The organism is Veillonella sp. CHU740 (genome assembly GCF_003992055.1).
GTDB lineage: Bacteria > Bacillota > Negativicutes > Veillonellales > Veillonellaceae > F0422.
On sequence record NZ_RQVD01000011.1, the window covers coordinates 51575 to 75617 of the forward strand.

Annotated in this window: 23 protein-coding genes; 3 read left to right on the forward strand and 20 right to left on the reverse strand. The window is 39.0% G+C overall.

The window, feature by feature from the left end:
• Positions 1 to 272 precede the first annotated feature (272 nt).
• The 20 genes from gmhB to EO115_RS06955 all read right to left on the reverse strand — a co-directional run bounded on the left by gmhB (position 273) and on the right by EO115_RS06955 (position 20305).
• Entirely contained in the window at positions 273 to 806 is a 534-nt protein-coding gene (gene gmhB / locus EO115_RS06860; RefSeq protein WP_126938211.1) for a D-glycero-beta-D-manno-heptose 1,7-bisphosphate 7-phosphatase, read from the reverse strand.
• The gene (gene rfaD / locus EO115_RS06865; protein WP_126938212.1) at positions 806 to 1771 is read right to left on the reverse strand and encodes an ADP-glyceromanno-heptose 6-epimerase; all 966 of its coding nucleotides are present in this window, start codon (positions 1769 to 1771) and stop codon (positions 806 to 808) included. Before rfaD ends, gmhB begins: the two co-directional genes overlap by 1 nt.
• On the reverse strand, positions 1768 to 3252 hold the full coding sequence (gene rfaE2, locus EO115_RS06870; RefSeq protein WP_126938213.1) for a D-glycero-beta-D-manno-heptose 1-phosphate adenylyltransferase: 1485 nt from the start codon (positions 3250 to 3252) through the stop codon (positions 1768 to 1770). Before rfaE2 ends, rfaD begins: the two co-directional genes overlap by 4 nt.
• Positions 3245 to 3817, reverse strand: coding sequence for a D-sedoheptulose 7-phosphate isomerase (gene gmhA, locus EO115_RS06875; RefSeq protein ID WP_126938214.1), 573 nt, complete (start codon positions 3815 to 3817; stop codon positions 3245 to 3247). The genes rfaE2 and gmhA overlap by 8 nt, the downstream gene beginning before the upstream one ends.
• Positions 3810 to 4283: a transcriptional regulator NrdR gene (gene nrdR, locus EO115_RS06880; RefSeq protein WP_126938215.1), complete on the reverse strand. Its 474-nt coding sequence runs from the start codon at positions 4281 to 4283 to the stop codon at positions 3810 to 3812. Before nrdR ends, gmhA begins: the two co-directional genes overlap by 8 nt.
• 11 nt (positions 4284 to 4294) lie before the next feature.
• On the reverse strand, positions 4295 to 5212 hold the full coding sequence (locus EO115_RS06885; protein ID WP_126938216.1) for a DUF535 family protein: 918 nt from the start codon (positions 5210 to 5212) through the stop codon (positions 4295 to 4297).
• 190 nt (positions 5213 to 5402) lie between these two features.
• Positions 5403 to 5852 (reverse strand): dUTP diphosphatase, encoded by a 450-nt coding sequence (locus EO115_RS06890; protein WP_126938217.1) that lies wholly within the window; start codon positions 5850 to 5852, stop codon positions 5403 to 5405.
• 12 nt (positions 5853 to 5864) lie between these two features.
• Positions 5865 to 7934, reverse strand: coding sequence for a polyribonucleotide nucleotidyltransferase (locus EO115_RS06895; RefSeq protein ID WP_126938218.1), 2070 nt, complete (start codon positions 7932 to 7934; stop codon positions 5865 to 5867).
• Positions 7935 to 8118: 184 nt separating this feature from the next.
• Complete coding sequence (locus EO115_RS06900; RefSeq protein WP_126938219.1) at positions 8119 to 8814, reverse strand: TVP38/TMEM64 family protein; 696 nt, start codon at positions 8812 to 8814, stop codon at positions 8119 to 8121.
• A gap of 26 nt (positions 8815 to 8840) precedes the next feature.
• Entirely contained in the window at positions 8841 to 10070 is a 1230-nt protein-coding gene (locus tag EO115_RS06905; protein ID WP_126938220.1) for an aspartate kinase, read from the reverse strand.
• A gap of 297 nt (positions 10071 to 10367) precedes the next feature.
• Positions 10368 to 10763: a class II SORL domain-containing protein gene (locus EO115_RS06910; RefSeq protein WP_126938221.1), complete on the reverse strand. Its 396-nt coding sequence runs from the start codon at positions 10761 to 10763 to the stop codon at positions 10368 to 10370.
• Positions 10764 to 10960: 197 nt separating this feature from the next.
• Positions 10961 to 11494: a cob(I)yrinic acid a,c-diamide adenosyltransferase gene (cobO, locus tag EO115_RS06915; protein ID WP_126938222.1), complete on the reverse strand. Its 534-nt coding sequence runs from the start codon at positions 11492 to 11494 to the stop codon at positions 10961 to 10963.
• Positions 11495 to 11678: 184 nt separating this feature from the next.
• Complete coding sequence (locus tag EO115_RS06920; protein WP_126938223.1) at positions 11679 to 13055, reverse strand: cobyrinate a,c-diamide synthase; 1377 nt, start codon at positions 13053 to 13055, stop codon at positions 11679 to 11681.
• A gap of 10 nt (positions 13056 to 13065) precedes the next feature.
• The gene (gene cobI / locus EO115_RS06925) at positions 13066 to 13773 is read right to left on the reverse strand and encodes a precorrin-2 C(20)-methyltransferase (RefSeq protein WP_126938224.1); all 708 of its coding nucleotides are present in this window, start codon (positions 13771 to 13773) and stop codon (positions 13066 to 13068) included.
• Positions 13774 to 13943: 170 nt separating this feature from the next.
• Positions 13944 to 14768: a sirohydrochlorin cobaltochelatase gene (locus EO115_RS06930; RefSeq protein WP_126938225.1), complete on the reverse strand. Its 825-nt coding sequence runs from the start codon at positions 14766 to 14768 to the stop codon at positions 13944 to 13946.
• 249 nt (positions 14769 to 15017) lie between these two features.
• On the reverse strand, positions 15018 to 17444 hold the full coding sequence (locus tag EO115_RS06935; protein ID WP_126938226.1) for an ATP-dependent Clp protease ATP-binding subunit: 2427 nt from the start codon (positions 17442 to 17444) through the stop codon (positions 15018 to 15020).
• Positions 17441 to 18514, reverse strand: a complete 1074-nt coding sequence (locus EO115_RS06940) for a protein arginine kinase (protein WP_126938227.1) — start codon at positions 18512 to 18514, stop codon at positions 17441 to 17443. The genes EO115_RS06935 and EO115_RS06940 overlap by 4 nt, the downstream gene beginning before the upstream one ends.
• A gap of 9 nt (positions 18515 to 18523) precedes the next feature.
• Entirely contained in the window at positions 18524 to 19042 is a 519-nt protein-coding gene (locus tag EO115_RS06945) for a UvrB/UvrC motif-containing protein (protein WP_126938228.1), read from the reverse strand.
• Positions 19043 to 19045: 3 nt separating this feature from the next.
• Entirely contained in the window at positions 19046 to 19525 is a 480-nt protein-coding gene (locus EO115_RS06950; RefSeq protein WP_126938229.1) for a CtsR family transcriptional regulator, read from the reverse strand.
• A 294-nt stretch (positions 19526 to 19819) separates the two neighbouring features.
• Positions 19820 to 20305 carry a ferritin gene (locus EO115_RS06955; protein ID WP_126938230.1) on the reverse strand — a complete coding sequence of 162 codons (486 nt, stop codon included), beginning with the start codon at positions 20303 to 20305 and terminating at the stop codon, positions 19820 to 19822.
• A 278-nt stretch (positions 20306 to 20583) separates the two neighbouring features.
• Between EO115_RS06955 and EO115_RS06960 the strand changes: the two genes are divergently transcribed.
• Genes EO115_RS06960 through EO115_RS06970 form a run of 3 tightly spaced genes read left to right on the forward strand, consistent with a single transcriptional unit; the run spans position 20584 to position 23873 of the window.
• A complete protein-coding gene (locus tag EO115_RS06960) occupies positions 20584 to 21624 on the forward strand; it encodes a GTP-binding protein (RefSeq protein ID WP_126938231.1) in 1041 nt (346 codons plus the stop codon).
• On the forward strand, positions 21625 to 23118 hold the full coding sequence (locus EO115_RS06965; protein ID WP_126938232.1) for a permease: 1494 nt from the start codon (positions 21625 to 21627) through the stop codon (positions 23116 to 23118).
• Positions 23115 to 23873 (forward strand): TIGR03943 family protein, encoded by a 759-nt coding sequence (locus EO115_RS06970; protein WP_126938233.1) that lies wholly within the window; start codon positions 23115 to 23117, stop codon positions 23871 to 23873. The genes EO115_RS06965 and EO115_RS06970 overlap by 4 nt, the downstream gene beginning before the upstream one ends.
• Positions 23874 to 24043 lie beyond the last annotated feature (170 nt).

The window sequence follows — 24043 nt, forward strand, 5'->3', positions numbered from 1 at the left end:
GCCTCCTTTCTTCAACACTTTAGAACTGATCAAGTACACTGTCACGTATACTTTTTCATATATTTATTTAATTATATCAAAACATATATGACATTTTTTGTCACTATTACATTTTTTTATAATATAAATAAAAATATTTTCTAATACACATGACTCTTCAAAAAGAAACCCTTAGATGTACATACACATCTAAGGGTTTCTCACATCCTGATTATATAATTTTCCTAGGTACTATAGTAAATATTAGGACTAGCCATATAAAGAGTTCTTAATTATAATCCCAATAACTTACGCCCTTCTTCCCATGCGAAGATAGGCTCTAAGAAGGTCATTAAGTTTTCTTCTTCAAATGGATACGCACGCATGCCAATAGATTCAGCTGCTTGCACATCAGATGGTTTATCTCCTACAAGAAAACTACCATCTACATCCACATTCCATTCTTCAATAGCTTTTCTAAGCATACCTGGACTTGGTTTACGGCACTCACATGTTTTTGTGTAGGCTTCTATCTTTCCTTCTGGATGATGTGGGCAATAGTAATACGCCAAAATTGTAACACCTTGCGCTTCTAAACGACGAGACATCTCTTCATGCAAAGCCACAACCTCTTGTTCTGTATAGAAACCACGGGCTACACCACTTTGGTTGGTCACCACAATAATATCATACCCTCGTTTTTGAGCCTCTTTCATAGCGTCAATAGCCCCTGGAATAAACTCCAATTGCTCTGGATTTGATAAATATCCCACATCAACGTTAATGACGCCATCACGATCTAAAAATAATACCTGTCTCGTTTCCATTATTTTACATACCCTTCATTATCTCGTAATAATGCACAATATTCATGAACCGCTTGCTCTAATGGTGTAAATCCTTTGTCATAACCTGCACCTAATAACTTTGTAGTATCTGCTTGCGTATAACTTTGGTATTTCCCTTTTAATACTTCTGGGAAGTCAATATAACGAATCTCACCTTTTCCAGCGAAGGAAATAACAGCTTTCATGAATTCATTAAATGTATGGGCATGACCCGTTCCACAGTTGAAAACACCACTGATCTCAGGATGTTCCCAGAAATAGAAATTGACATTCACTACGTCCTTCACATAAATGAAATCACGAGTTTGTTCTCCATCTCCATACCCATCGATTCCTTTAAACAACGTAATTTCGCCAGTTTCCATCAATTTATAGTACATTTGACGCACTAAGGAGGCCATCTTATCCTTATGTGTCTCGTTAGGACCAAATACATTAAAGTAACGTAAGCCTACACATTGAGATTCTAAGCTGTTTCTATATTTTGCCACATATCGATCAAATAATAATTTTGAATATGCATAGGGATTCAATGCTTGCTCGCATTCAGGATCTTCTCTAAATCCTTTTGTACCATGGCCATAGGTAGATGCAGAGGATGCGTAAATGAATGGTGTTCTTCGTTCTTGACAATAATGAAAGAGATTTTTAGACCCTTCATAGTTGTTTTTCATCATGAAACGACCATCATAATTCATAGTGTCTGCACAAGCACCTTCATGAAATACCACTTCAATAGGGCCGCAGTCAAAAGTATTTTGTTCTACTGCTGTATCGAAATCTTCATAATCAATATAGTCTGCAAAATCAAGCATTTCGATGTTGCGAATTTTACGACCATCTGTCAAGTCATCCACGATAAGTATATCGTTACGACCTTTGTTATTTAACTCTTTTACAATATTGGAGCCGATAAATCCAGCGCCACCTGTAACAATAATCATAGTGTTCCTTCCTCTACTGATCCTTGAATTCGTTCAATGATGCTCGTCGTAGAATATCCATCTTGAAATGGTAAAATTTGAACCTCTTCTACAAACTCTTTTCCAATCACATCTTCTGGCTTATAATCGCCACCTTTAACCAAAATATTTGGGTGCAACTTTGAAAGTATTTCTGATGGTGTATCTTCTTCAAATAATACAACCCCGTCTACAAATCCCAACGAGCTCATTAATAAAGCTCTATCTAATTCATGGTTAATCGGACGACTTTCACCTTTTAAACGCCGCACGGAAGCATCAGAATTAAGGGCCACTATTAAATGATCACCTAAATTAGCCGCTTCTTTTAAGTACGTCAAATGTCCACGATGCAAAATATCGAAACATCCATTAGTAAATACAACGACTTCTCCTCGATTCTGCCAGGTGCGGATTTTTTTTGCCAAAGCCTCTACAGAATACAGCATTTCTTTTTCTTCTTTTTTTGCTTTGATCTTAGATAGTAAGTCTAATAACTCTTGACGATGAATTGGATAGGTTCCTACCTTAGATACTACAATTCCCGCGGCTGCATTAGCTGCTACTAGAGCGGCACGTACAGAGAGTCCTGCTATCAAGGTAGTTAACATCATAGCCACCACCGTATCACCAGCACCGCTTACATCAAATACATCCTGTTTCTTTGTTTCTCCATTGTGCCATATATTACCATCTTTACGAACGAACGTAACGCCTTTGGCTGATCGTGTGACAACGATGAATTCCAAATCCATTTGACTTAAGATTTGATGCGCTGCTTGTACAACAGCTTCATCTGTATTTTCCACTTCATAGCCAACAGCCACACTTAATTCTTTCACATTGGGGGTAATACAAGTCGCCCCATTATATTTTGACCAATCAGATCCTTTAGGATCCACAATCGTCATAATGCCATGTTTTTTAGTACGTTCAAATACTTGTGCTAATAAGGGCGGTTGGCAAACACCTTTACCATAATCCGAAATTACGAGCCCTTGTAATTTCTTTTCGATTAATACATCTAGCCAATGTAAGATATGCTCTTCACTTTCTTCTGTAAGAGGTTTCGTTACTTCATAATCAAGACGAACAATCTGCTGTTGTCCTCCTAGAATGCGTGTTTTTGTTGTTGTGGGAATTCCATCCTCTACAAATACTCCATGACTATGGATTCGATTATCCTGTAATTGTTGTCGCACAATCATGCCATGTGCATCATTACCAACACGAGCTGCCATATGTACTTCACAATCTAAACGAGCTAGATTATTGGCTACATTCGCTGCTCCACCTAGCACCTCTGTTTCTCGCTCAACCAAATTCACTGGTACTGGAGATTCTGGAGATATACGTGTCACATTACCAAAAATATAGCGATCCAACATGCAATCTCCAATGACACCCACTCGTAAAGAGGGTAGCTCTTTCGTTAAAAAGGATTGTAATGTGCGATTACGCATACTCTTCTTCCACCAATTCACATAAAATATGACCTGCTAAAATATGCATTTCTTGAATGCGTGCTGTCACCTTAGAGGGCACAGCAAACGTTAAGTCACAAAGTTCTTCTAATTTCCCACCGCTTTCACCAGTAAACGCAAAGGTATGCATACCCACATTGCGCGCAACTTCTACGGCTTTCACTACATTTTTACTATTACCAGAAGTAGAAATGCCGATTAGAATATCTCCAGAACGACCTAAGCCTTCCACTTGACGAGAAAAGATATCCTCAAATCCATAGTCATTACCCACTGCTGTCAGGATGGATGTATCTGTGGTCAATGCAATGGCAGCCAAAGAGCGTCGTTCCTTTTGAAAACGACCAATTAACTCCGCTGCTATGTGCTGTGAATCCGCTGCAGAGCCTCCATTTCCACAAAATAATATCTTATTTCCTGTTGCCAATGCTACTTTACATCGTGCTGCCATTTCTTCTATGACATTCATGACCTCAAATGTAGCACTTAAGGTATCTACATGGTCAGAAATACTAGCACCAATAATCGGATGTAACTCACTCATGCTTTAAATCCTTTCCATGATTATCCAATAATTCATGTAGTTCTTGTAAAAAACTTTCTACATTATTAAATTGACGATACACAGAAGCAAATCGAACATAAGCGACTTGGTCTACGTCTTTTAATAAAGATAATACAATTTCTCCAATACGCTCAGTACTAATTTCTTGTTCTACTTCCATGCGAATTTGTTTTTCTGTTTCATTGACAATGGCTTCCAATTGATCTGTAGATACACCACGTTTACTACAAGATCTCCAAAGTCCATTCATCAATTTAGACCGATCAAATAATTCTTTTTTTTGATCTCGTTTAACAACCATAATAGGTAGATCTTCGATGACTTCATACGTCGTAAAACGTTTTCCACAATTCATGCATTCTCTACGACGACGAATGTTGTTATCATCTGTGGAGCGAGAATCTGTTACTTTAATTTCATCATGATGACAATATGGACATTTCATAGGCAATCCTCCTATTTTCTTCGCAAGAATGTATCTACTTGACGACGAATTTCCTCTATAAAAGCATCTAGCATCTCATAGCGCTTGCGATACATATTGCGCTTATGTGTCTTAGCTGTTTCATACGTTTTTCGTTCTTCTTCAACAGGAATCACAAAAAATCTAGAATCCTCGTCCCATACATGACCACCTAGCTCTTGCCAAAACTCATCAAAATTCACTAATTTATGTCGATGAAATCGCAGTGCATGTGAATTAGAAAAAAATCCTTCATCAGATACCGCATATATATGTTGAATCCCCATATTAGTTGCTAATTGACGAAGCAAGAAAAAGATAAAGTTTTTAGGTCGATATCCATGCATTTTTTTTGTTAACTGTTTGGCCCTACTTAGTCCATCTTTATATCCTTGAATGGTACCTACCCAAATACATGGGTTTCCCTGTGTATCCTTACCAAATCTAAAATTAATGTGGTATAAGCCATGCTCTTCATAACGCAACACTAATGTCAGAAGACCTTCTTTTCTTTGTCCTGGAATAAAGCAAAGCTTTGCATCTAATGCTAACTCTTCAGAGTTCCAAAATATGATGCCTTCCTCATTAGGATTATATAATTGTTGAATCGTACTCTCTAAAAAATAGTCTGGCAATAAGGAAAAGTGTTGAATGATTGCATCTGCACGTTCAGAGGCTCTTGAATTCTTATACAAGAATACTCGCGTTACTACTTCCCATATGCCTTCCTGTACTTTTAATAAACCAGGATATGCCTCATAGGAGTCGAAAAACTCTTGTAGCTGTGTCATTTCTGCTCTATTCTTAATAGCTCGAAGGGTAAAGACTAGCGTTCTTCGTTTTTCTTGCCAACTTTGACTTCTATATATGGTTTTTCCTAATTTCCATTGTTGCTTTGCATAACTAAACACAGTACGTCCTCCTCAGGATATTCTACATTACATTACATTATACCCCAAATTCACAATGAAATTCAATCTTTCAAGATTCTATCCCCTATCCATGTAAAAGAACCTAAACTATAACGCTTAGGTTCTTTATGTATAGTCCTATCCAATAAAGGCTCAAGGTACTACTTACAGTATTGAATTAGAAATATACTTATTGGCGTCCTGTACTACCAATGCCACCGACACGAATACCACAAGCATCATCATCATGCGTCAATAGATATTTACAGAAAATCCCTTGTGCAATTCTTTCACCTTTTAACAAAGCTACAGGCTCATCAGTCATATTGTACATAGCAATCATAATATGACCTTCATTATCTTCATTGTTATAATAGTCGGAATCAATGATACCTGTACTATTAACTAAGATCAAACCTCGTTTAATAGCCATACTAGAGCGAACATGAATCGCTAAATATTCATCATAGTGCATGAATGCTTTTAATCCGGTGGGAATCAAAACTGTCTCTTTAGGCTCTATTACAATAGCTTCTGCACACTCAATGTCATACCCTGCACTCTCAGAAGTTTTGCGCTTCGGTAAGTTAATATCATGTCCCTCAAACGCAGATACCACTTCAAATCCACGAATATCCATGTTACACCTCTACTACTTCAATAGTTCTTTACGGGATAAATTGATACGGCCTTTGTCATCAATTTCGATAACTTTTACCATAATTTCATCGCCTACATTCACTACATCTTCTACTTTTTCAACACGCTCTCTTGCTAGTTGAGAAATATGTACTAATCCTTCTTTACCAGGTAATACTTCTACAAAAGCACCAAAGTTCATCAAGCGAGTCACTGCACCCATGTACACTTCACCAGCTTCAACTTCTTTTGTTAAGTTTGTAATGATTTGGATTGCTTTTTCAGCAGCTTCTGCTTCTACGGCAGCAATAGAGATTGTGCCATCATCTTCGATGTCAATTTTAGCACCTGTTTCTTCAATGATGCCTCGAATCACCTTACCACCAGTGCCGATTACATCACGGATTTTATCTGGATCAATTTTCATCGTTACAATGCGAGGAGCCCATTTAGACATTTCTTCGCGAGGTGCGTCGATAGCTTCCATCATTTTTCCCATGATGTGCATACGACCTTTATGAGCTTGCGCCAAGGCTTCTTCTAAAATCTCACGAGACAAACCAGAAATTTTAATATCCATTTGAATCGCAGTTACCCCTTTTGTAGTACCTGCTACTTTGAAGTCCATATCACCTAGGGCATCTTCCATACCTTGGATATCTGTTAAGATCGTATAATGTGCATCTTGTGTCACAAGTCCCATAGCAACACCTGCTACTGGCGCTTTAATAGGTACCCCTGCATCCATCAAGGATAAGGTAGAACCACACACGCTGGCCATGGAACTAGAGCCGTTGGATTCTAATACTTCAGATACCAAGCGCATAGCATATGGGAATTCTTCTTCTGTTGGAAGCACCGCTAGTAACGCTCTTTCAGCTAATGCACCGTGACCGATTTCACGGCGTCCAGGACCACGAGAAGAGCGAGTTTCCCCTACGGAGTAAGATGGGAAGTTGTAATGATGGATATAGCGTTTTTCTGTATCTAAACCAATGCCATCGATGGTTTGTTTTTCAGATAACGGAGCCAATGTACAAATGTTTAATACTTGTGTTTGTCCACGTGTAAATAAGCCAGAACCATGTGTGCGTGGTAATGCATTAACACGACAAGAAATCGGACGAACTTCATCTAATTGACGGCCATCTGGACGGATTTTTTCTACCGTAATCATATGACGTACAATTTCTTTTACCATTTTTTCTAAGGTAGCATAAATATCGCTCGCTTGTTCAGGGAATTGTTCTTCGAAATGAGCTAACACTTCTTCGAATACCGCTTGTTGTTGTTCTTCCCGTTGTACTTTATCTGCGCAACGTACAGCTGCATCTAATTTGGCATGTGCATAGGCACGAACTGCTTCTGCTACCACTGGATCTACTTCTTTAATTGGGAATGTGCGTTTTGCATGTCCAATTTCAGCCACCATAGATTCTTGGAAAGCTACGATTTTTTTGATTTCTTCATGGGCTGTCATGATAACTTCTAAGATGATGTCTTCAGGGATTTCGTTTGCTTCCCCTTCTACCATCAAGATTGCATCTTTTGTACCAGCCACTACCATGTTCAATGTAGTTTCTTCTAATTGTGCCTCTGTTGGGTTCACAACGATAGAACCATTGACTAGACCCATGCGAACTCCTGCAATTGGGCCTGCCCATGGAATATCTGAAATAGACAATGCTGCAGACGCACCAATTAATGCGCAAATCTCAGGTGCATGGTCATGATCAACAGACAAAACTGTAGCAACTACATGGACTTCATTACGGCTACCTTTATCGAATAAAGGACGAATTGGACGGTCAATTAAACGGCTGTTTAAAATCGCAGACTCTGGTGGACGTGCTTCACGTTTAATAAAGCCACCTGGGAATCTACCAACAGCATACATTTTTTCTTCATAATCTACTGTCAAAGGGAAGAAGTCGATATCTTTCGCTTCTTTAGATGCTGTTGCTGTAACCAATACAACCGTATCACCATATTGTACCAATGCAGAACCACTTGCTTGTTTTGCTAACTCGCCAGTTTCGATCGTTAACGTACGACCTGCGAGTTCCATTTGGAATCGATTCATTCCATGCCTCCTGTTTAATTCTTTATCCTTTAAAAATCTCTATACTTGCTATTATACACGAGTAGAGGGGGAAATACAATTTGAGGACTATAACCGAATAACCCCTACGCATCTAGTAAGAGTCATCATACAATATAAAAAAGGAGCGTTGATCACTATCGATCAACGTTCCTCTTCTTTATAACTACCGCCCTTTCACCCACCGCTGATATCCTTTCCACAACAAGAAATACACAACAGTGGCCGCCACAATGACAACGGTCAGACGCCCTAGGTTATCTTGCAGCAAAACTGCATCATGTCCTACGATTACTTCCAATGCTGTAGACGGAAACTTACCAATTAAGTTCGCAATGATATAATCCCGCAATGAAATCTGACTAATCGCACCTAATGCAGTGATGACACCACTAGGAAAGTAGGGAATGGTACGAGCAAATAACATGACAGCTAAGCCATTCTTTCCGCTAAAGTCATCTACTTTCAGCAAAAATTCACTTTTTTCAATGACCTTATGAGCCGTATCACGCAAGATGTATCGCATAATCATAAAGCTCAGCACAACACCTACGGTTTCCGCTAGCCAAGAAATGATAATTCCCGGAACGACACCAAAGAGCAAGCCATTAGCTGTGGAAAAGAAGATGGACGGCAAAAATCCTAATGCATTGATCAATACATCTAAGACAAAGCTAATCACCATGGCCCAAGGACCATAGGATTGCAATACTTCTGCCATGCGATTCACATCACCTGATATGACAAGTTCCCACATATCATCATAGAATCCTGGAACAAGGATATGCACTAAAATACCTAGTGCTACCAATGCTCCCAACAATCCTAATTGTATGTATCGTTCCTTCTTCTTATCATTCATTCCCATACCTTCTTTTCTCAGACTTCTTAGCCTCTGCCATCCAACACAAGTTTATCATGAATGGCACGTACTGCTGTTTTGATATGTTCTTCTGCAATCAAACAAGAAATGCTGATTTCGGAAGTGCTAATGATTTCAATATTAACATTCTCATCAGAAAGAATACCAAACATTTTAGCTGCTACGCCTGGTTGACCTAGCATACCTGCTCCAACGATGGATACTTTTGCCATATTTTCATTAATAATGCATTCTTCTATAGACATCGTAGTGCTCAATGTATCTAACACTTGTTTTGCCAAGTTTACATCATCACGAGTGATGGTAAATACGATATCTGTACATTTATCATCTGTGGTGCGAATGCTTTGCACAATCATATCTACATCAATACTTTTATCTGCTAAGGCTTGGAACACTTGATGTGCCACGCCTGGAATATTCTCAACACCTACAAGACTCACTTTAGCAACATTTGTATCATCTGCAACGCCTGTAATGGCATATTGATTTGCTTTCATTGTATACTCCTCTCGAATAATGGTTCCCTCTTCATCACTGAAAGTAGAGCGAACATGGATTGGCACCCCATATCGATGTCCCATCTCAACTGCTCTTGGTTGCATAACACCAGCACCCAAACGTGCCATCTCTAGCATTTCACCATACGTGATTTCTTTCAACTTAATAGCTCCTGGCGCTACACGTGGATCTGTAGAATATACACCATCTACATCTGTAAAAATTTCGCATACATCCGCTTGCATAGCCCCCGCTAATGCTACAGCTGTTGTATCGGATCCACCACGACCGAGTGTCGTAATATCCCCTTCTTCTGTTCTGCCTTGGAAGCCTGCCACCACAACGATATTGCCATCATCTAAGGCACGTAATACACGTTCAGGATTGATATCTAGAATACGAGCTTTTCCAAAAGCATCACTAGTAGCAATCCCCGCTTGTTCCCCTGTCATAGAAACGGCTGCATGTCCTTTAGCTTGGAATGCTAAGGCCATCAATGCAATCGTTACTTGCTCTCCCGTAGAGAGAAGACGATCCATTTCACGACCATATGGCATAGACGTTACTTCTTTCGCCAATGTCACTAAGTCATCTGTTGTATCTCCCATCGCAGACACAACAACAACAATACGATCATCAGCTTGTTTATCACGCAATACGCGATCTACAATATTAAATATTTTTTCAGGTGTTGCTACAGAGCTACCACCAAATTTTTTTACAATTAATGCCACTGCAATCCCTCATCTAATAATATATATAGTAAAATAATGTCTCTAATAATCTATCACACTACACCAGTATTGTAAAGGATTTTTGTATACTTTTATTTTATTTTTATTATACATTTGTCTATTTACAGTAGATACTTTATATATTCATACTATTGCCTATCACCAGTTATATATAATATATATAACATATACTAATCCGGACTAATATCCAAACTACAAAAGGGCAGTTGCACAAAATACAACTACCCTTTTTATCATCGTGATATGCTATCCAACGACAGCCTTTTCTTCATGTAATTATGCTTCTACTACGATATCTTTTTCAGATTCCCACAAACCGTGGATGTTGCAGTAAGAAGTTGCAATCAAACGACCAGATTTTTTGAAAGATGCTACTACTACGCCAGCAGACTCCGCATGTACAGGACCTTCGTTAGCACCTGTAGGAGCTTCACCATGTACGTTGAACTCAAGACGAGCTACTTCGTAAGGAAGTTTTGTACCTTCTTCTACGTAGTATAATTTGATCCAAGAAATGTGATGTTCTACTGTATTAGGATGTGCAATATCTTTGCCCACTTCTAATTCGATAACTACGCGTTCACCAGCTTTTACAGTATCAGGTGCTGTGATAACTGGAACGTGTTTTTCTGTTGCAAATTCTGCTGTTTTTACATAATTAGTGATTGCCATAGGTATAACCCCCTTGAATTAATATCATATCCAAACATGGAAACCTTTCCATGTAAAGCACTAAATCAGTACAGTATTATTGTACTTGTTTTTATAAACTTAATCAAGGACTATTTTTAAGTTTTTCGATATGGTTTATGCATAATACTTTTATTTTTAGCATACTATATTAATAAATAGCATAGTTAGCAACTCAATTAGAACTCAATGCCTCGTTTCGCTTTGATACCTTGTTGATACGCATGCTTCACAACTTTCATTTCCGTCACCGTATGAGCGAGCTCAATAATCTCTGGTTTTGCATTACGTCCTGTTAAAATCATATCCAATCGTTCTGGCTTGTGTTGCAACAAGTGTACTACTGTTTCTACATCCACTAATCCATAGTGGATGGCATAGTTAATCTCATCGAGAATAATAAGATCCCATGCATCGGATTGCACTTCTCGTTCCACCATAGCCCACGCTTCTTTCGCAGCTTGTTGATGTTCTTTCATCTTCTCTTCCGACTCTTCTTGTTTATGAAAGATAAAACCTTTTCCCATGGAACGAATTTCTACAGTAGGTAACAAATCTATGCCTGCCAATTCACCATAGTTAGCCCCACTTTTAATAAATTGTAAAATCAACACCTTTCGACCACAACCTGCAGACCGAAGGGCCACTCCAAGTGCTGCCGTTGTTTTTCCTTTACCTTCACCTGTATTGACTAAAATTAATCCTTCTGCCATATGTTTCACCTATCCTTACAAACCATATATACTAGTATCATTACCAATTATCTATTCAATCTTCGAATATATTAAAAACCACCTACTATGGCAGGTGGTTTTTGTATTCCAATCGCTCTCTCGTATCTGTGTGAGGCTTCCACCTGATAGTATATCCAAACACTTCACACTAATACTCACTTCTTTATGATTGCTTACTATATCGTTCACAGGAGTCTACAAAACATCTAGCTGCATCCTCACTACCCGAAAAATTAATATGCAAATAGGACGCCAAGATATTTTTATGTGCATAACCGCCTTGGTAAGCTTTTGGTTTACGTCCCCCTACTAACTCAAAGGCCCAAGGAAATGGACTTTGTGTTGGAGTCATTGTAGAAAAATGGAATTCATGGCCACGCAAATGATCTTTCACAGATCCTAGAATATTAGGTTCTAGCATAGTGGCGCTCACATATCCTACCCGTTGCAACGTTTGTTGCATTTCACAAGTAGCTGGCACTAAGCCCACCATTGGGTACGTATATCCCTCAAAATCCGTAACAGCCTCTGTCATGTACATCAATCCACCGCATTCTGCATAGATAGGCATTCCTTGTTCACTGGCTTGGCGAATGCTATCCTGCATAGATGTATTGGCGCTTAGTTGCGATAAAAACATCTCTGGGAAACCACCTCCAAAGAACACTCCATCTACGTCAGGTAATGCCGCATCTTGAAGGGGACTAAAGTAGTGGAGCTCCGCTCCCGCTGCCTCTAAGGCTGCTAAACTAGCTGGATAATAGAAAGAAAAAGCTTCATCCATAGCAATGCCAATACGAGCTCGTTTTTCAACAGCCGTCACAGATTCCATACCCTCAGCCGGTAAATCTACAGCACTTTTCCCGAGCTCTACCAAAGCATCTAGATTGACCATTACTTTCACCGCATCACGAATCGTAGCAATCGCTTCTGTAGGATCGATTTCTGTAACAGGTGTTAAGCCTAAATGACGTTCTGGAGACTGCATCCGTTCATCTCGACGAATAGCCCCCAATACAGGAATCCCTAATTTTTTCATCGCAGAACGAATCATATGCTCATGATTATCCGACCCCAATCGGTTTAAAATGACGCCTCCAAATTGCACCTCTGGATCATAATCACGGAATCCTTTTGCAATGGCTGCTGCACTTTCCCCCATGGCCTTACAGTCGATGACAAGCACCACTGGAGCTTGTAAATCCTTAGCCACTTGCGCAGTAGAACTTACACCTTCTCGTCCTCCATCATAGAGGCCCATCACACCTTCAATAATGGAAATATCTGCTGTTTCTGCTTGCCCCACAAAAAATGGAACTAGTTTATGGGGTGGTACAAGCCATGTATCTAAATTATAACACTCTCGTTGGCTAGCAATTTTATGAAAGCCCGGATCAATATAATCCGGGCCCACTTTAAATGCCTGTACCGCCTTGCCCTGCTCTGTCAAAGCTGCTAACAGCCCTGCTACTATCGTTGTTTTCCCTACACCTGAATTGGTGCCGGCTATGACAATTCTTGGTCGTTGTACAGTGTTCATAGAATACCTCTTAGCGATCTTTACGTTTCGCCAAAATTGTAGATAAATAATTTAATTTTGTGTCAGATGGCAATGCATCTACATTGCGATACACTTCCTCTTCTGGTAAACCCACACGAGAAATCATTACCGCATCTTCTGCCATATCATGTTTACGAAGTGTGTCTTGCACTTCTGCAAAGTTTCTATATACTTTCATGATAACCGCATCATCAGCCACTGCTAATACAGCATCGATTTTTTCTTTTGGTGCCGTTGCAGGAATGATAGCCAATACTTCTTCCTTTTCTACGATTGGATATCCAAGGTGAGAACCGATAGCGCAGAACGCCGTCACACCAGGAATTGTTTCAATCTCAAATCCAGCAGATTCTACTAGACGATACACATACATGTATGTGCTGTAGAACATTGGATCCCCTAACGTTAAGAACACAACTTGTTTACCTTGCTCTAATAAACCAGTAATGATTTGGCGGGCTTCTTCCCAACCTTTAGATTGTTCATTGTCGTCTAATACCATTGGGAATACAACGGGTACGATTTCTGTATGCTCTTGAATATATGGTTCTGCAATATGCAATGCTACAGATCCATCTTTCTTTTCTGTTTTCGGTGTAATAATAACATCTGCTTCTCCTACTATGCGAGCCGCTTTCACCGTCATTAATTCAGAATCCCCTGGACCTACACCAATACCATATAATTTACCTTTCATAAGGACACCTCTTCTATCTAAACAGGGTTAGTGAAAGCCACTATACCCAACAATACTCGAACTTAATTAGTATATCATGAATAGTATCTAATGTATACGAAATTACTCCTTGAGCTCAGCCCACAGACTCTTTAGACGAGCCACAAGAACACTCCATCTATGCCACTAGATTATAATCGGTTTTGATACAAGCCTTCCATCGCATCTGCCAAATGTTCTGCGTAAATGTTTTGAATCTCTGGATACTCACCAAGACCCTTTTTGTATTGTACTACTTCATAGCCTGCCTCGTTTAATACTGATGTCAAGCTATCTTCTTCATCTCCAAATAAATCATTTAATGCATGGTCCCCACACACTAATAATAATGGATGCAAATGCACTTTTTTATGGATATGTCCTTCTTGTTCCCAGTGTTCCAACACATCTTCTGGGGTAGGAAAGTTCTCTAATGTAGCAATCGATGTATTACGAATCCCTTCATGTTGTAATTTCAACTGTAGTACTGCATAAGAAGCATTACCTACATTAAACCCACCATGGCCCACTAATAACAAGTCTTCTGTGTTAGGAACGTTCAAGTTTTTAATAAAACGATCAATTAAAGTTTGATAATCATCTGGCACTTCTTCCTCTTGACCCATGAAGTACAGTAATGGACGACCTACTGCAATCTCTTTGATGGAACCTTGCCCTTGGAATGCCATAATGTTTTTTCGAAGCTTATCAAACTCAGCGCCTCCTACTAAATGCGTTGGTTGCACAATGACACGTTCAAATCCATCTGCCATAATGGATTCCATCGCTTCGATTTCATTTTGGAATACAATATTTCTATCTTTTAACCGTTTAATCACAATGCGAGATGTGAAAGCCACACGCACTTCATGCGTAGGATGCGCTTTACGAATCGTCTCAACCACCGGCAAAATTTGATTTTCTCTGGCACTATCAACTGTAGATCCAAAGGATGTAACTAAAATAACTTCTTTCATGTTATACCTCATACAAATAATTAAGAATATACCTACCATATAGTGTATAAAAAAAATAGCATTCTGTAAAATAAATATAAATCATCATCCAGCCACTTTTCGTACACCTCATACAAGTAAGATCTGATATGCAGTCATATCACAACAGGGATTCACCGTATAACTGAAATGATCTCCTTTGTTTACGTTCACAATAAGAAAAAGAGCTACTTCTAGTGATAGCATAACTAGAAATAGCTCTTATCTATATTATTTTACAGAAATTGCAATATCATCATCTTCCACGACAACATGAAGTGTTTTACCCTCACCTGCTCTGCCTTCCAGAATAGCATCAGAAATTGGATCTTCTACTAATCGTTGGATAGCGCGTTTTAATGGTCTTGCCCCCATGGCAATATCGGTACCTTCTGCTACGATTTTCGCCATAGCTTCATCAGATACTTCTAGTTCCATCCCTTGTTCATGCAAACGAGTAGTAACTGATTGTAACAAGATACGTACAATTTGTTGTAGTTGCTCTGTTTCCAAGGCATGGAATACGATCATTTCATCCACTCGATTCAAGAATTCTGGACGGAAATGTGCTTTCACAGCTTGCAAGACTTCTTTTTTAGCAGATTCCGTATCTTTTTTTGTGTCTCCAGACTCTTTGGCCGCTAAGAATCCCATAGCAGCAGTGTCCTCTTTTAGATACTTAGCCCCTAAATTACTTGTCATAATGATCACTGTATTTCTAAAGTCTACTGTACGGCCTTGGTTATCTGTCAATCGTCCATCATCTAAAACTTGTAATAATATGTTAAAGAAATCAGGATGTGCTTTTTCCACTTCATCAAAGAGGATTACACTATATGGACGACGGCGTACAGCTTCTGTCAATTGACCTCCTTCATCATAGCCTACATAGCCCGGAGGCGCTCCCACTAAGCGACTCACCGCATGTTTTTCCATATATTCTGACATATCGATACGAATCATAGCATTTTCATCACCGAATAGGTTGGATGCCAACGATCTAGCTAACTCTGTTTTACCTACCCCAGTAGGTCCTAAGAATAAGAAGGAGCCAATTGGACGTTTCGGATCTTTCAAGCCTGCTCTAGCACGTCGTACCGCTTTCGATACAGCTACAACGGCTTCTTCTTGTCCGATGACACGTTGATGAAGTTCTTCTTCTAATTTTAAAAGTCGCTCTGACTCTTCTTCTGCCACACGAGATACTGGAATGCCACTCCATTCAGATACAACAGCAGCAATTTCAGATTCTGTAACCACTAATTTAGATTCACTCTCTTTGTTGCTATCTTCTTGCTTAGATGCAATATCTGCTTCCAATTCTTTTTCTTTATCTCGCAACACTGCAGCTTGCTCAAAATCTTGTGCTGTAATGGCTGCTTCCTTTTCTTTGCGGACACGAAGAAGTTCATCTTCTAAGGCTTTCACATCCGGTGTTGCTGTAAAGACAGCCATTCGTACTTTAGAAGCCGCTTCATCCATGACGTCGATTGCTTTATCTGGCAAGAATCGATCTGCAATATAGCGACTCGATAAATGTACTGCCGCCGCTAACGCATCATCTGTAATTTGCACTTTATGGAAAGCCTCATATCGATCACGTAAACCTTTCAAAATGTGCAATGCATCTTCTTCACTTGGTTCTCCCACTTGCACCGGTTGAAAACGACGTTCTAAAGCTGCATCTTTTTCAATATGTTTCTTATATTCATCTAATGTAGTGGCCCCAATGACTTGGAAGTTCCCCCGTGCCAAGGCTGGTTTTAAAATATTCGCTGCATCCATAGCACCTTCAGATGCTCCAGCTCCAATCAATGTATGAATTTCATCAATAAATACAATCATATCCTCATGCGATTGCACTTCATCCATCACTTTTTTCAAGCGTTCTTCAAATTCACCACGGTATTTAGCCCCTGCCAGCATAGAACCTAAGTTCACAGAAATAATGCGTTTATCTCGCAATACATCAGGAACATCACCGCTTACGATTCGCTGTGCTAATCCTTCGGCAATCGCTGTTTTACCAACACCAGGTTCACCAATTAGGACAGGATTGTTTTTAGTACGACGGCTTAAAATTTGTATCACTCGTTGGATTTCTGTATCTCGGCCAATGACAGGATCAATTTTTCCTTGTTTTGCACTTTCATTCAAATCAATGGCATAGTCAGAGATATCGCCTAAATCACCTGTACCCCCTTGTGCTGGAGTTCCACCTGTTTCATCACCACCAACGATAGCATTGACTTTTTCAACTACATCTTCTGGACGTATCCCTTTGGATGTCAATAGTTGCATAGCCACGCCGCCACCATCGGACAATAGGCCTAGCAAAATATGCTCTGTTCCGATATAGTTGTGACCTCGACTATTAGCCGCTTCTTGTGCTAAATTTAGCACATGTTTAGTACGCGGCGTCATTTGTAATTGTCCGCCACTATGGGTACCTTTACCAACAGCTGCTACTACCTCTGCTTCCAACTCTTTTCCTTTAATACCAAGCGCAGCTAATGCACGAGCTGATACAGATTTTTCTTCCTCTACTAGCCCTAATAGTACATGCTCTGTCCCCACATAATTATGTTTGAATTCTATTGCTTTTTCTTGGGCAATCGCTAATGCTCGTTTAGCCCCTTCTGTATATCTTTCTATCATAATGTTCCTCCTTTTGAACCTTGTTCTAATATATCTCGAATCACTTGTGCCCGACGACTATCTCGCTCCTGAGTTCCCATCGTTGACTTACCAACTAACTTACCTAAAAAATTAGGTCTCGTAATGACTAATAACTCTTGAAAATTTAATGTGACAGGTAAAAGCTTCATATCGACGCCTAATTGTACATCACTTAATAAGGACAATGCCTCTTCTCCGGATATGCGCCGTGCATGACTTACAATACCATAGGACCGCCACACTCGATCTTCAATGCCTTCTCGATCTGTACTCCATAGTTCAGATCTCGACGCTTCTTCTTCTTTCACAATACCTCGTACGATCTGTGAAAGTTGTTCAATGGTAGCCTCTTCGCTAATCCCCATTGTCTGTTGGTTTGAAATTTGATACACATGGCCTAATCCTTCAGATCCCTCACCATAGAGTCCTCGCACAGAATAGCCCATGCGAATAATACTTCGAATAATCCGCTGCAACTTCCCAGTCATAGCCAATGCCGGTACATGTACCATCACCGATGCTCGTAATCCTGTGCCTACATTCGTAGGGCATGCAGTTAGGTATCCAAACTCCTTGGAAAATGCATAATCATATTTGCTTTCAATGGCATCATCAACGATCATTGCCTTTTCATAAGCTTCTTTTAATTGTAAGCCTATCTCCATAGACTGAATTCGCAAATGATCTTCTTCATTTACCATAATGGAAATTCGACAGTCCTCTGAGATAATAACGCTTCGCCCTTGATACGATTCCGCCAATTTCGGGGAAATTAAATGCTTTTCTACTAATACATCTCGTTCTATGGGCTCTAATGTTTCTAAATTAATCTTTGTAAACGTCGAACCATAGGCGGCTTGTAAAGGATTCATCGCCGATCGCATTTGTTGTTCTACTGTATCGATAGCCTCTTTTTTCCCTCGACTCGTAAATGGTATACCTTTAAAATTTCTCGCCAATCGTATGCGACTAGATAATACGATGGGATGAGCCTTTTCTGTTCCTTTCATCCAAGGAGACATGGGTTCATCTAAAATTGTTTGTAACATAGCTCCTCCTTATTTGGATCCTTTTGACTCTTCTAACGATTTAATTTTGTCTCGAATATTTGCTGCTTTTTCAAATAACTCCTGTTTGACGGCTTGTACCAACTCATGTCTAAGCTGTTGAATTTGTTTCTCCACTTTTAAATCTGCCGCCCCTCGTTGTGGTACTCGCCCCTCATAGGAAACAGAGCCCTGTATCCGTTTAATCAAAGGTGTCAATTGATTTTGAAATGCACTATAGCAAGTATCGCAGCCCAATCTGCCAAGATGATTGAATTCTGAAATCGTCATTCCACATTGTGGACACTGGATTGTCTTACTAGAACTCAATGTTCCCTGCGGATAGATAGCATTGGCAAAAAATTGATTATTAAAAAATGTATCATCAAACATAGAGGAAAACATGGAACTTTGTCCTTGCTCTTTTTGACTCGCACATTGCGTGCAGTAATGATGTTCCTCTTTCACACCATTTACAATCGATGTCATATGAACACTAGCCTGCTCATGACCACAAGATTCACATTTCATCACTTACACCTCCTCATTGACAATATTCATAATGGCTTCATAGAATCGTTCTGCCGATTCCTTTCTATACTCCATAGGCACATCTGTTAAGATCCTAAGAAATGCTTCATGTAACATTGCCGCTTCCCGCTTTGTAATTCGCGCCTCTTGCATATGTTGAAATAATACCTTATCTACATGACCAATTGTGATCTGCGGTTCTTCCTCATTTCTACGATGCAGATGTTGCTGTAAAGGAATTAGAACATGTGTCGGTTGTGGCTCTAAGATTCTCGTAATCGTAATAGACCCGCCTAATCCACGTCTAGACTGTACTATAAATCCTCTATCATTAGAAAATCGTGTACTCAATACATAACTAATCTGTGACGGTGCACAATCTAATGTTTCCGCTAGTTCGTTACGTCTAACCGTAATACCTTCTTGCTCTTCTAATAGTTTTGTCAATATAAATTGTTCAATTTTATCTGCTAAAACACTCATAACTTCCTCTTTTCTAAATTCTATCTACTAAATAATAGGCCAAACTCCTTAGTTTGACTTTTTGTCTTTTTATCTTGAGTACAGTATATCTGACTTTTTGACCTTTGTCAAACACTTTTTTGACTTTTTGACTTTTATATTAAAAAAAGTAGCATATCCTATTGGATATGCTACTTCTAATGTCTACTTGTTCTTAGTAAACAATTCCGCTCTTTTGTGTATATTTTGTGTGTTTTTTTATGTGTTAGGTTTGTGTGTAAAAGCGAAATAGTATGATAAGACTCACCTAGACAATTATTGACGGCTACCTAATTTGGAGTCCAAGAATAACTGTGCAGAACGGCTATCTTGTGCAAATGTGAATTGATCTACTAAATCAGTTGCATTTGCTTCTTCTTCTACTTGCTCTTCTACGAACCAGTTCAAGAAGGATACTGTTGCATAATCTTTTTCTTCTAATGCTAATGCATATAAGTCGTGAATTTTACCAGTGATCATTTGCTCGTGAGCCAATACTGCTTTTGCCACGTCTAATGGATTAGTCAAAGTAGATGCTGTATTTTTTACATCACCTAATGTTACTTTTTCGTTGTTGCTTTGTAAGTAATCGATGAATTTGAAAGCATGTGTTACTTCTTCTTGGTATTGTGCACGTAACCATGCAGAGAAACCTTTGAAGTTAGCATCAGCCATAGCTAAAGAAAGAGCTAGGTAAGTGGATGCTGCATTAAATTCGAAAATTACTTGTTCATTTAAAGCTTGAGCTACTTTTTGATTCATTTTATTACACCTCATGTATACTATTATAAATTACTGACAATAAACATATTGATATGTTCCCATATCGTGATTTCATTATAACAGATTCATCGAAACAAATCAATATACTTTTTCTAATTTTTTCGATTTTTTATCATTTATTTTTAAATTTGAGAATTATTTATGATAATATCAACTGAAATGCTCAACTATTCATGCATACCTTTTTGAAAGAGAGTATACTATCTATGCAAGATCTTTATTACTATTATTTTACAATGAATTGGAGGTGATGATGTATGATGAATTTTATGACCCGAGCTTTTAAAAAAGTAATGAAATCTACAGAGGGGAACAAAGTAAAAGTCTACATCATCTCTGGTTTCTTGGGGGCCGGTAAGACTACGTTTATACAGCAATTGATTCAAGAATTACCAGACCCATCCAAGATACTAGTGTTAGAAAATGATTTTGGACAGATTAATTTAGATGGAGCCATCCTTAGAGAAAAAGGCTATACCGTTAGAGAGTTGACCTCTGGCTGCATTTGTTGCAGTTTAGCTGGCGATTTCAGACGAGCTTTGGCAGATATCCTAGATACTAAAGATTTAGAGTATATCATTATTGAACCATCTGGGGTTAGTCAATTATCAGATATTCTAGCCATCTGCAAAGATCCATCTATTGCCAAACACATTGAGCTCACTGGTTGTGTATCCATTGTGGATGCTATGCGAGCTCCTATGTATTACAAAAATTTTGGCATCTTCTTCAAAGACCAAATTGCCTATTCTAGCCAAGTCTTTATTAGTCATCAAGAAGATGATCAGCTTTTACAAGAAACATTGGAAATTATCCGCATCCTAAACCCAGCGGCTCCCATTTATATATTACCTTGGGAAGAACTTACACTTTCAAAATATATTTCCATGCACCCACATGAGCAGGCAGTTTCTTCTTTAGCTCCTACACAAACTATCGAAAATCACAAAGGCCATCATACAAATCGGAACCATCCAGAAATTCCACATCATGATCACATTGCTCACCATGCACAAGCAAAAGATTCTTTCTTGACATGTACTGTAGAATGTACCTTGCCTAGAACAATATCGGAATGGCACTTGCATTTACAAGCCTTAATCGACACGAATACAAGTGGCCAGATTTTGAGGTTAAAAGGTTGTATCCCTCTTTCCACAGGTGGTCAAGCCTTGGTACAATATAATGGAACTAGTTTGGAGATTACTCCTACTACATTACATGATTCCTATTTGACCATCATTGGACCTTCCTTAAACAATGATGCATTGCAATCTTTTATTAATGGTACGATGTAAATGAGTATGCAAAAGATTCCTACCTATGTGGTGATGGGATTTCTCGGATCTGGGAAAACCACTGCCATCACTGCAGGTATTGAAAGTCACAAAATTTCTAATGTTTGTCTGTTTCAATTTGAGCAGGGCCTAACAAGTCCTGCTCTTTCCGACGACCGAGTAAAAACCTTTTCTATCGATGACGATCCTGATTCTATTGTTACACAATGTTGTGAAGTATTGCACAACCATACCTACCGAGAACTTTGGATTGAATGGAACGGCGTCGGTTCTATCGAAACATTTGAACGTATCTGTTTACAATCTCCCTTAGGAGATATGCTAGATATTCAACACATTTATTATGTAACAAATCCTTCTTGGATTGAAACACAATTACCCTACTTAGGTGCCATTCCTTTATCACAAATACGATATAGTAATACAATCCTATTAGGAAACAGTACAAACGAAAAAGACAAACAATATACAGAACTTACTCCAGATAGTACATGGATTGGATGTCAAACCATTCAACAATGGACGTTGGCAAAACCTATACAAAAGGCAAAATCTCGGTGGAAACCATATGCCTTACTGATCTTAGCACTTCTATTTGGCTATATCTTTTATGCCCAACCGACTTGGATTACTATGACAACAGCGATTATGTTGCAAATGGTTCCCTTCCTACTCTTGGGCACAGGTATTTCTGTCATTGTCGAGCAGTACGCCTCTCCCTATCGGATTGAAAAGTACCTGCATCGTTCTCCTATATTAGCCTATGGACTTGCCATTGTAATGGCCTGTACCATGCCACTATGCGACTGTGCTGTCATTCCTGTATTACGAAGCTTAACACGACAAGGTATAGCTCCTAAGGTAAGCCTATTCTTTACGATGATCAGTCCTTTGCTGAATCCCATCGTACTCTTATCTACGTATTATGCCTTTCCAAAAGAACCGATGATTCTCTGGGGACGGCCTATATTAGGAATTATCTTGGCTTTCATTGTGAGTCAATATTGTGGCCCTCGCATCTTTGGCAGACATGATGCATTCCCACCATGGAAACAGTTAACTCTCGTAAAATCCCTGTCAAATGACACTGGATTTTTTGGTAGATTACAAGAAGAAACATTACGCCTATTGCCCTTTATCTTAATTGGGTCTATACTAAGTAGTGGGTTACAATTATATCTACCGAAACAATGGTTACATGATATATCCCTATCTGGATCTATCTTAATCATTTTCGCCATGATGGTTCTCGCCTTTTGCGTATCCATCTGCTCCACAGCAGATGCCATCATAGCTCGGTCTTTCATCAGTGTCATTCCACTACCTGGAATTTTGGCATTCTTAATTTTTGGACCTTTACTAGATATTAAAAACTATGTATTATTACGGAACCTATTCCCTAGCTCTTTCGTGAAAGTATATAGTATATCCCTCATCGTGGGTACATCTATACTTTGCATATTATATTCACTAATAGGAGGTTATGCACTATGAAGTATATCCCTACTGTCAACATTCACGCAGCTGTAGAAGTTATCGCTTCTGCTAGTTGCAGTCTATCTCTATTATACTTACTAACAACAGGCTCTATTTATCGCCTTATCGCTCCTAATTCCTATATCATCGCCTTACTCTGGGCGTTGACATTATTATTACTTTGGAGCACCGTAAAAGCTAGTAGAAACATCTTCCGTAAATCCTATGGCTCTTCTTATAGAAATGCTATCCTGTATGGTTTGTGTACATTATTACTAAGTCCATCTATCTTCCATGCACAAGCATTTGCATTGCCTGCAGAAGAACCTGTAGACCAAGTGATTGCAGTAACAAAAGAACCTGTTCCTACCAATGACTACAAGAATATTGGTGATGGCATCGATGATGCTCATCGTCATATTACGTTAACATCTAGAAATTACTACGATACGATCTTGAAAGTATCTAATCACATTGAAAAATACAAAGGCTATACAGTATCCGCTACAGGCTATGTATCTTATCATGATAAAGCCTTGCAAGGTAATGACTTTGTATTAGCTCGCGATTTAATGATCTGTTGTGTAGCCGATATGGCTCCATTTGGATTACCTACTGAGTATACATCCACTACTCCATTGTTAGAGCATAGTTGGTATACAATGGAAGGTACTATCGGAACACGTAACTTCCACGGTGTAGAACAACCATACATCATCAACAGCAAAATTACACAAGCTGACGCTATCGACGGTTATATTTTCCCTAACTAATGGGTACACACAGCCTAAAATATAACAAAACCACGTATATCAGTAGTATTACTGATGTACGTGGTTTTTTATTATAGACTATTCGTATTTATTGGGTTATAGGACAAAATGAGTTGGTTTTAATAGCAATGAGCCTAGTTAAATACTAGGCTCATTGAATTTTAAAGTTG

Excerpts from the sequence above, each read along its gene's own strand:
- EO115_RS06910 (WP_126938221.1), bottom strand. The coding sequence starts at position 10,763 with ATGGCAATCACTAATTATGTAAAAACAGCAGAATTTGCAACAGAAAAA.
- rfaE2 (WP_126938213.1), bottom strand. The coding sequence starts at position 3,252 with ATGCGTAATCGCACATTACAATCCTTTTTAACGAAAGAGCTACCCTCT.
- EO115_RS06955 (WP_126938230.1), bottom strand. The coding sequence starts at position 20,305 with ATGAATCAAAAAGTAGCTCAAGCTTTAAATGAACAAGTAATTTTCGAA.
- cobO (WP_126938222.1), bottom strand. The coding sequence starts at position 11,494 with ATGGCAGAAGGATTAATTTTAGTCAATACAGGTGAAGGTAAAGGAAAA.
- nrdR (WP_126938215.1), bottom strand. The coding sequence starts at position 4,283 with ATGAAATGTCCATATTGTCATCATGATGAAATTAAAGTAACAGATTCT.
- cobI (WP_126938224.1), bottom strand. The coding sequence starts at position 13,773 with ATGAAAGGTAAATTATATGGTATTGGTGTAGGTCCAGGGGATTCTGAA.
- EO115_RS06945 (WP_126938228.1), bottom strand. The coding sequence starts at position 19,042 with ATGAAATGTGAATCTTGTGGTCATGAGCAGGCTAGTGTTCATATGACA.
- EO115_RS06895 (WP_126938218.1), bottom strand. The coding sequence starts at position 7,934 with ATGAATCGATTCCAAATGGAACTCGCAGGTCGTACGTTAACGATCGAA.
- rfaD (WP_126938212.1), bottom strand. The coding sequence starts at position 1,771 with ATGATTATTGTTACAGGTGGCGCTGGATTTATCGGCTCCAATATTGTA.
- EO115_RS06900 (WP_126938219.1), bottom strand. The coding sequence starts at position 8,814 with ATGAATGATAAGAAGAAGGAACGATACATACAATTAGGATTGTTGGGA.
- EO115_RS06930 (WP_126938225.1), bottom strand. The coding sequence starts at position 14,768 with ATGAAAGAAGTTATTTTAGTTACATCCTTTGGATCTACAGTTGATAGT.
- EO115_RS06960 (WP_126938231.1), top strand. The coding sequence starts at position 20,584 with ATGATGAATTTTATGACCCGAGCTTTTAAAAAAGTAATGAAATCTACA.
- EO115_RS06935 (WP_126938226.1), bottom strand. The coding sequence starts at position 17,444 with ATGATAGAAAGATATACAGAAGGGGCTAAACGAGCATTAGCGATTGCC.
- EO115_RS06970 (WP_126938233.1), top strand. The coding sequence starts at position 23,115 with ATGAAGTATATCCCTACTGTCAACATTCACGCAGCTGTAGAAGTTATC.
- EO115_RS06940 (WP_126938227.1), bottom strand. The coding sequence starts at position 18,514 with ATGTTACAAACAATTTTAGATGAACCCATGTCTCCTTGGATGAAAGGA.
- gmhA (WP_126938214.1), bottom strand. The coding sequence starts at position 3,817 with ATGAGTGAGTTACATCCGATTATTGGTGCTAGTATTTCTGACCATGTA.
- EO115_RS06920 (WP_126938223.1), bottom strand. The coding sequence starts at position 13,055 with ATGAACACTGTACAACGACCAAGAATTGTCATAGCCGGCACCAATTCA.
- EO115_RS06965 (WP_126938232.1), top strand. The coding sequence starts at position 21,625 with ATGAGTATGCAAAAGATTCCTACCTATGTGGTGATGGGATTTCTCGGA.
- gmhB (WP_126938211.1), bottom strand. The coding sequence starts at position 806 with ATGGAAACGAGACAGGTATTATTTTTAGATCGTGATGGCGTCATTAAC.
- EO115_RS06950 (WP_126938229.1), bottom strand. The coding sequence starts at position 19,525 with ATGAGTGTTTTAGCAGATAAAATTGAACAATTTATATTGACAAAACTA.
- EO115_RS06890 (WP_126938217.1), bottom strand. The coding sequence starts at position 5,852 with ATGGATATTCGTGGATTTGAAGTGGTATCTGCGTTTGAGGGACATGAT.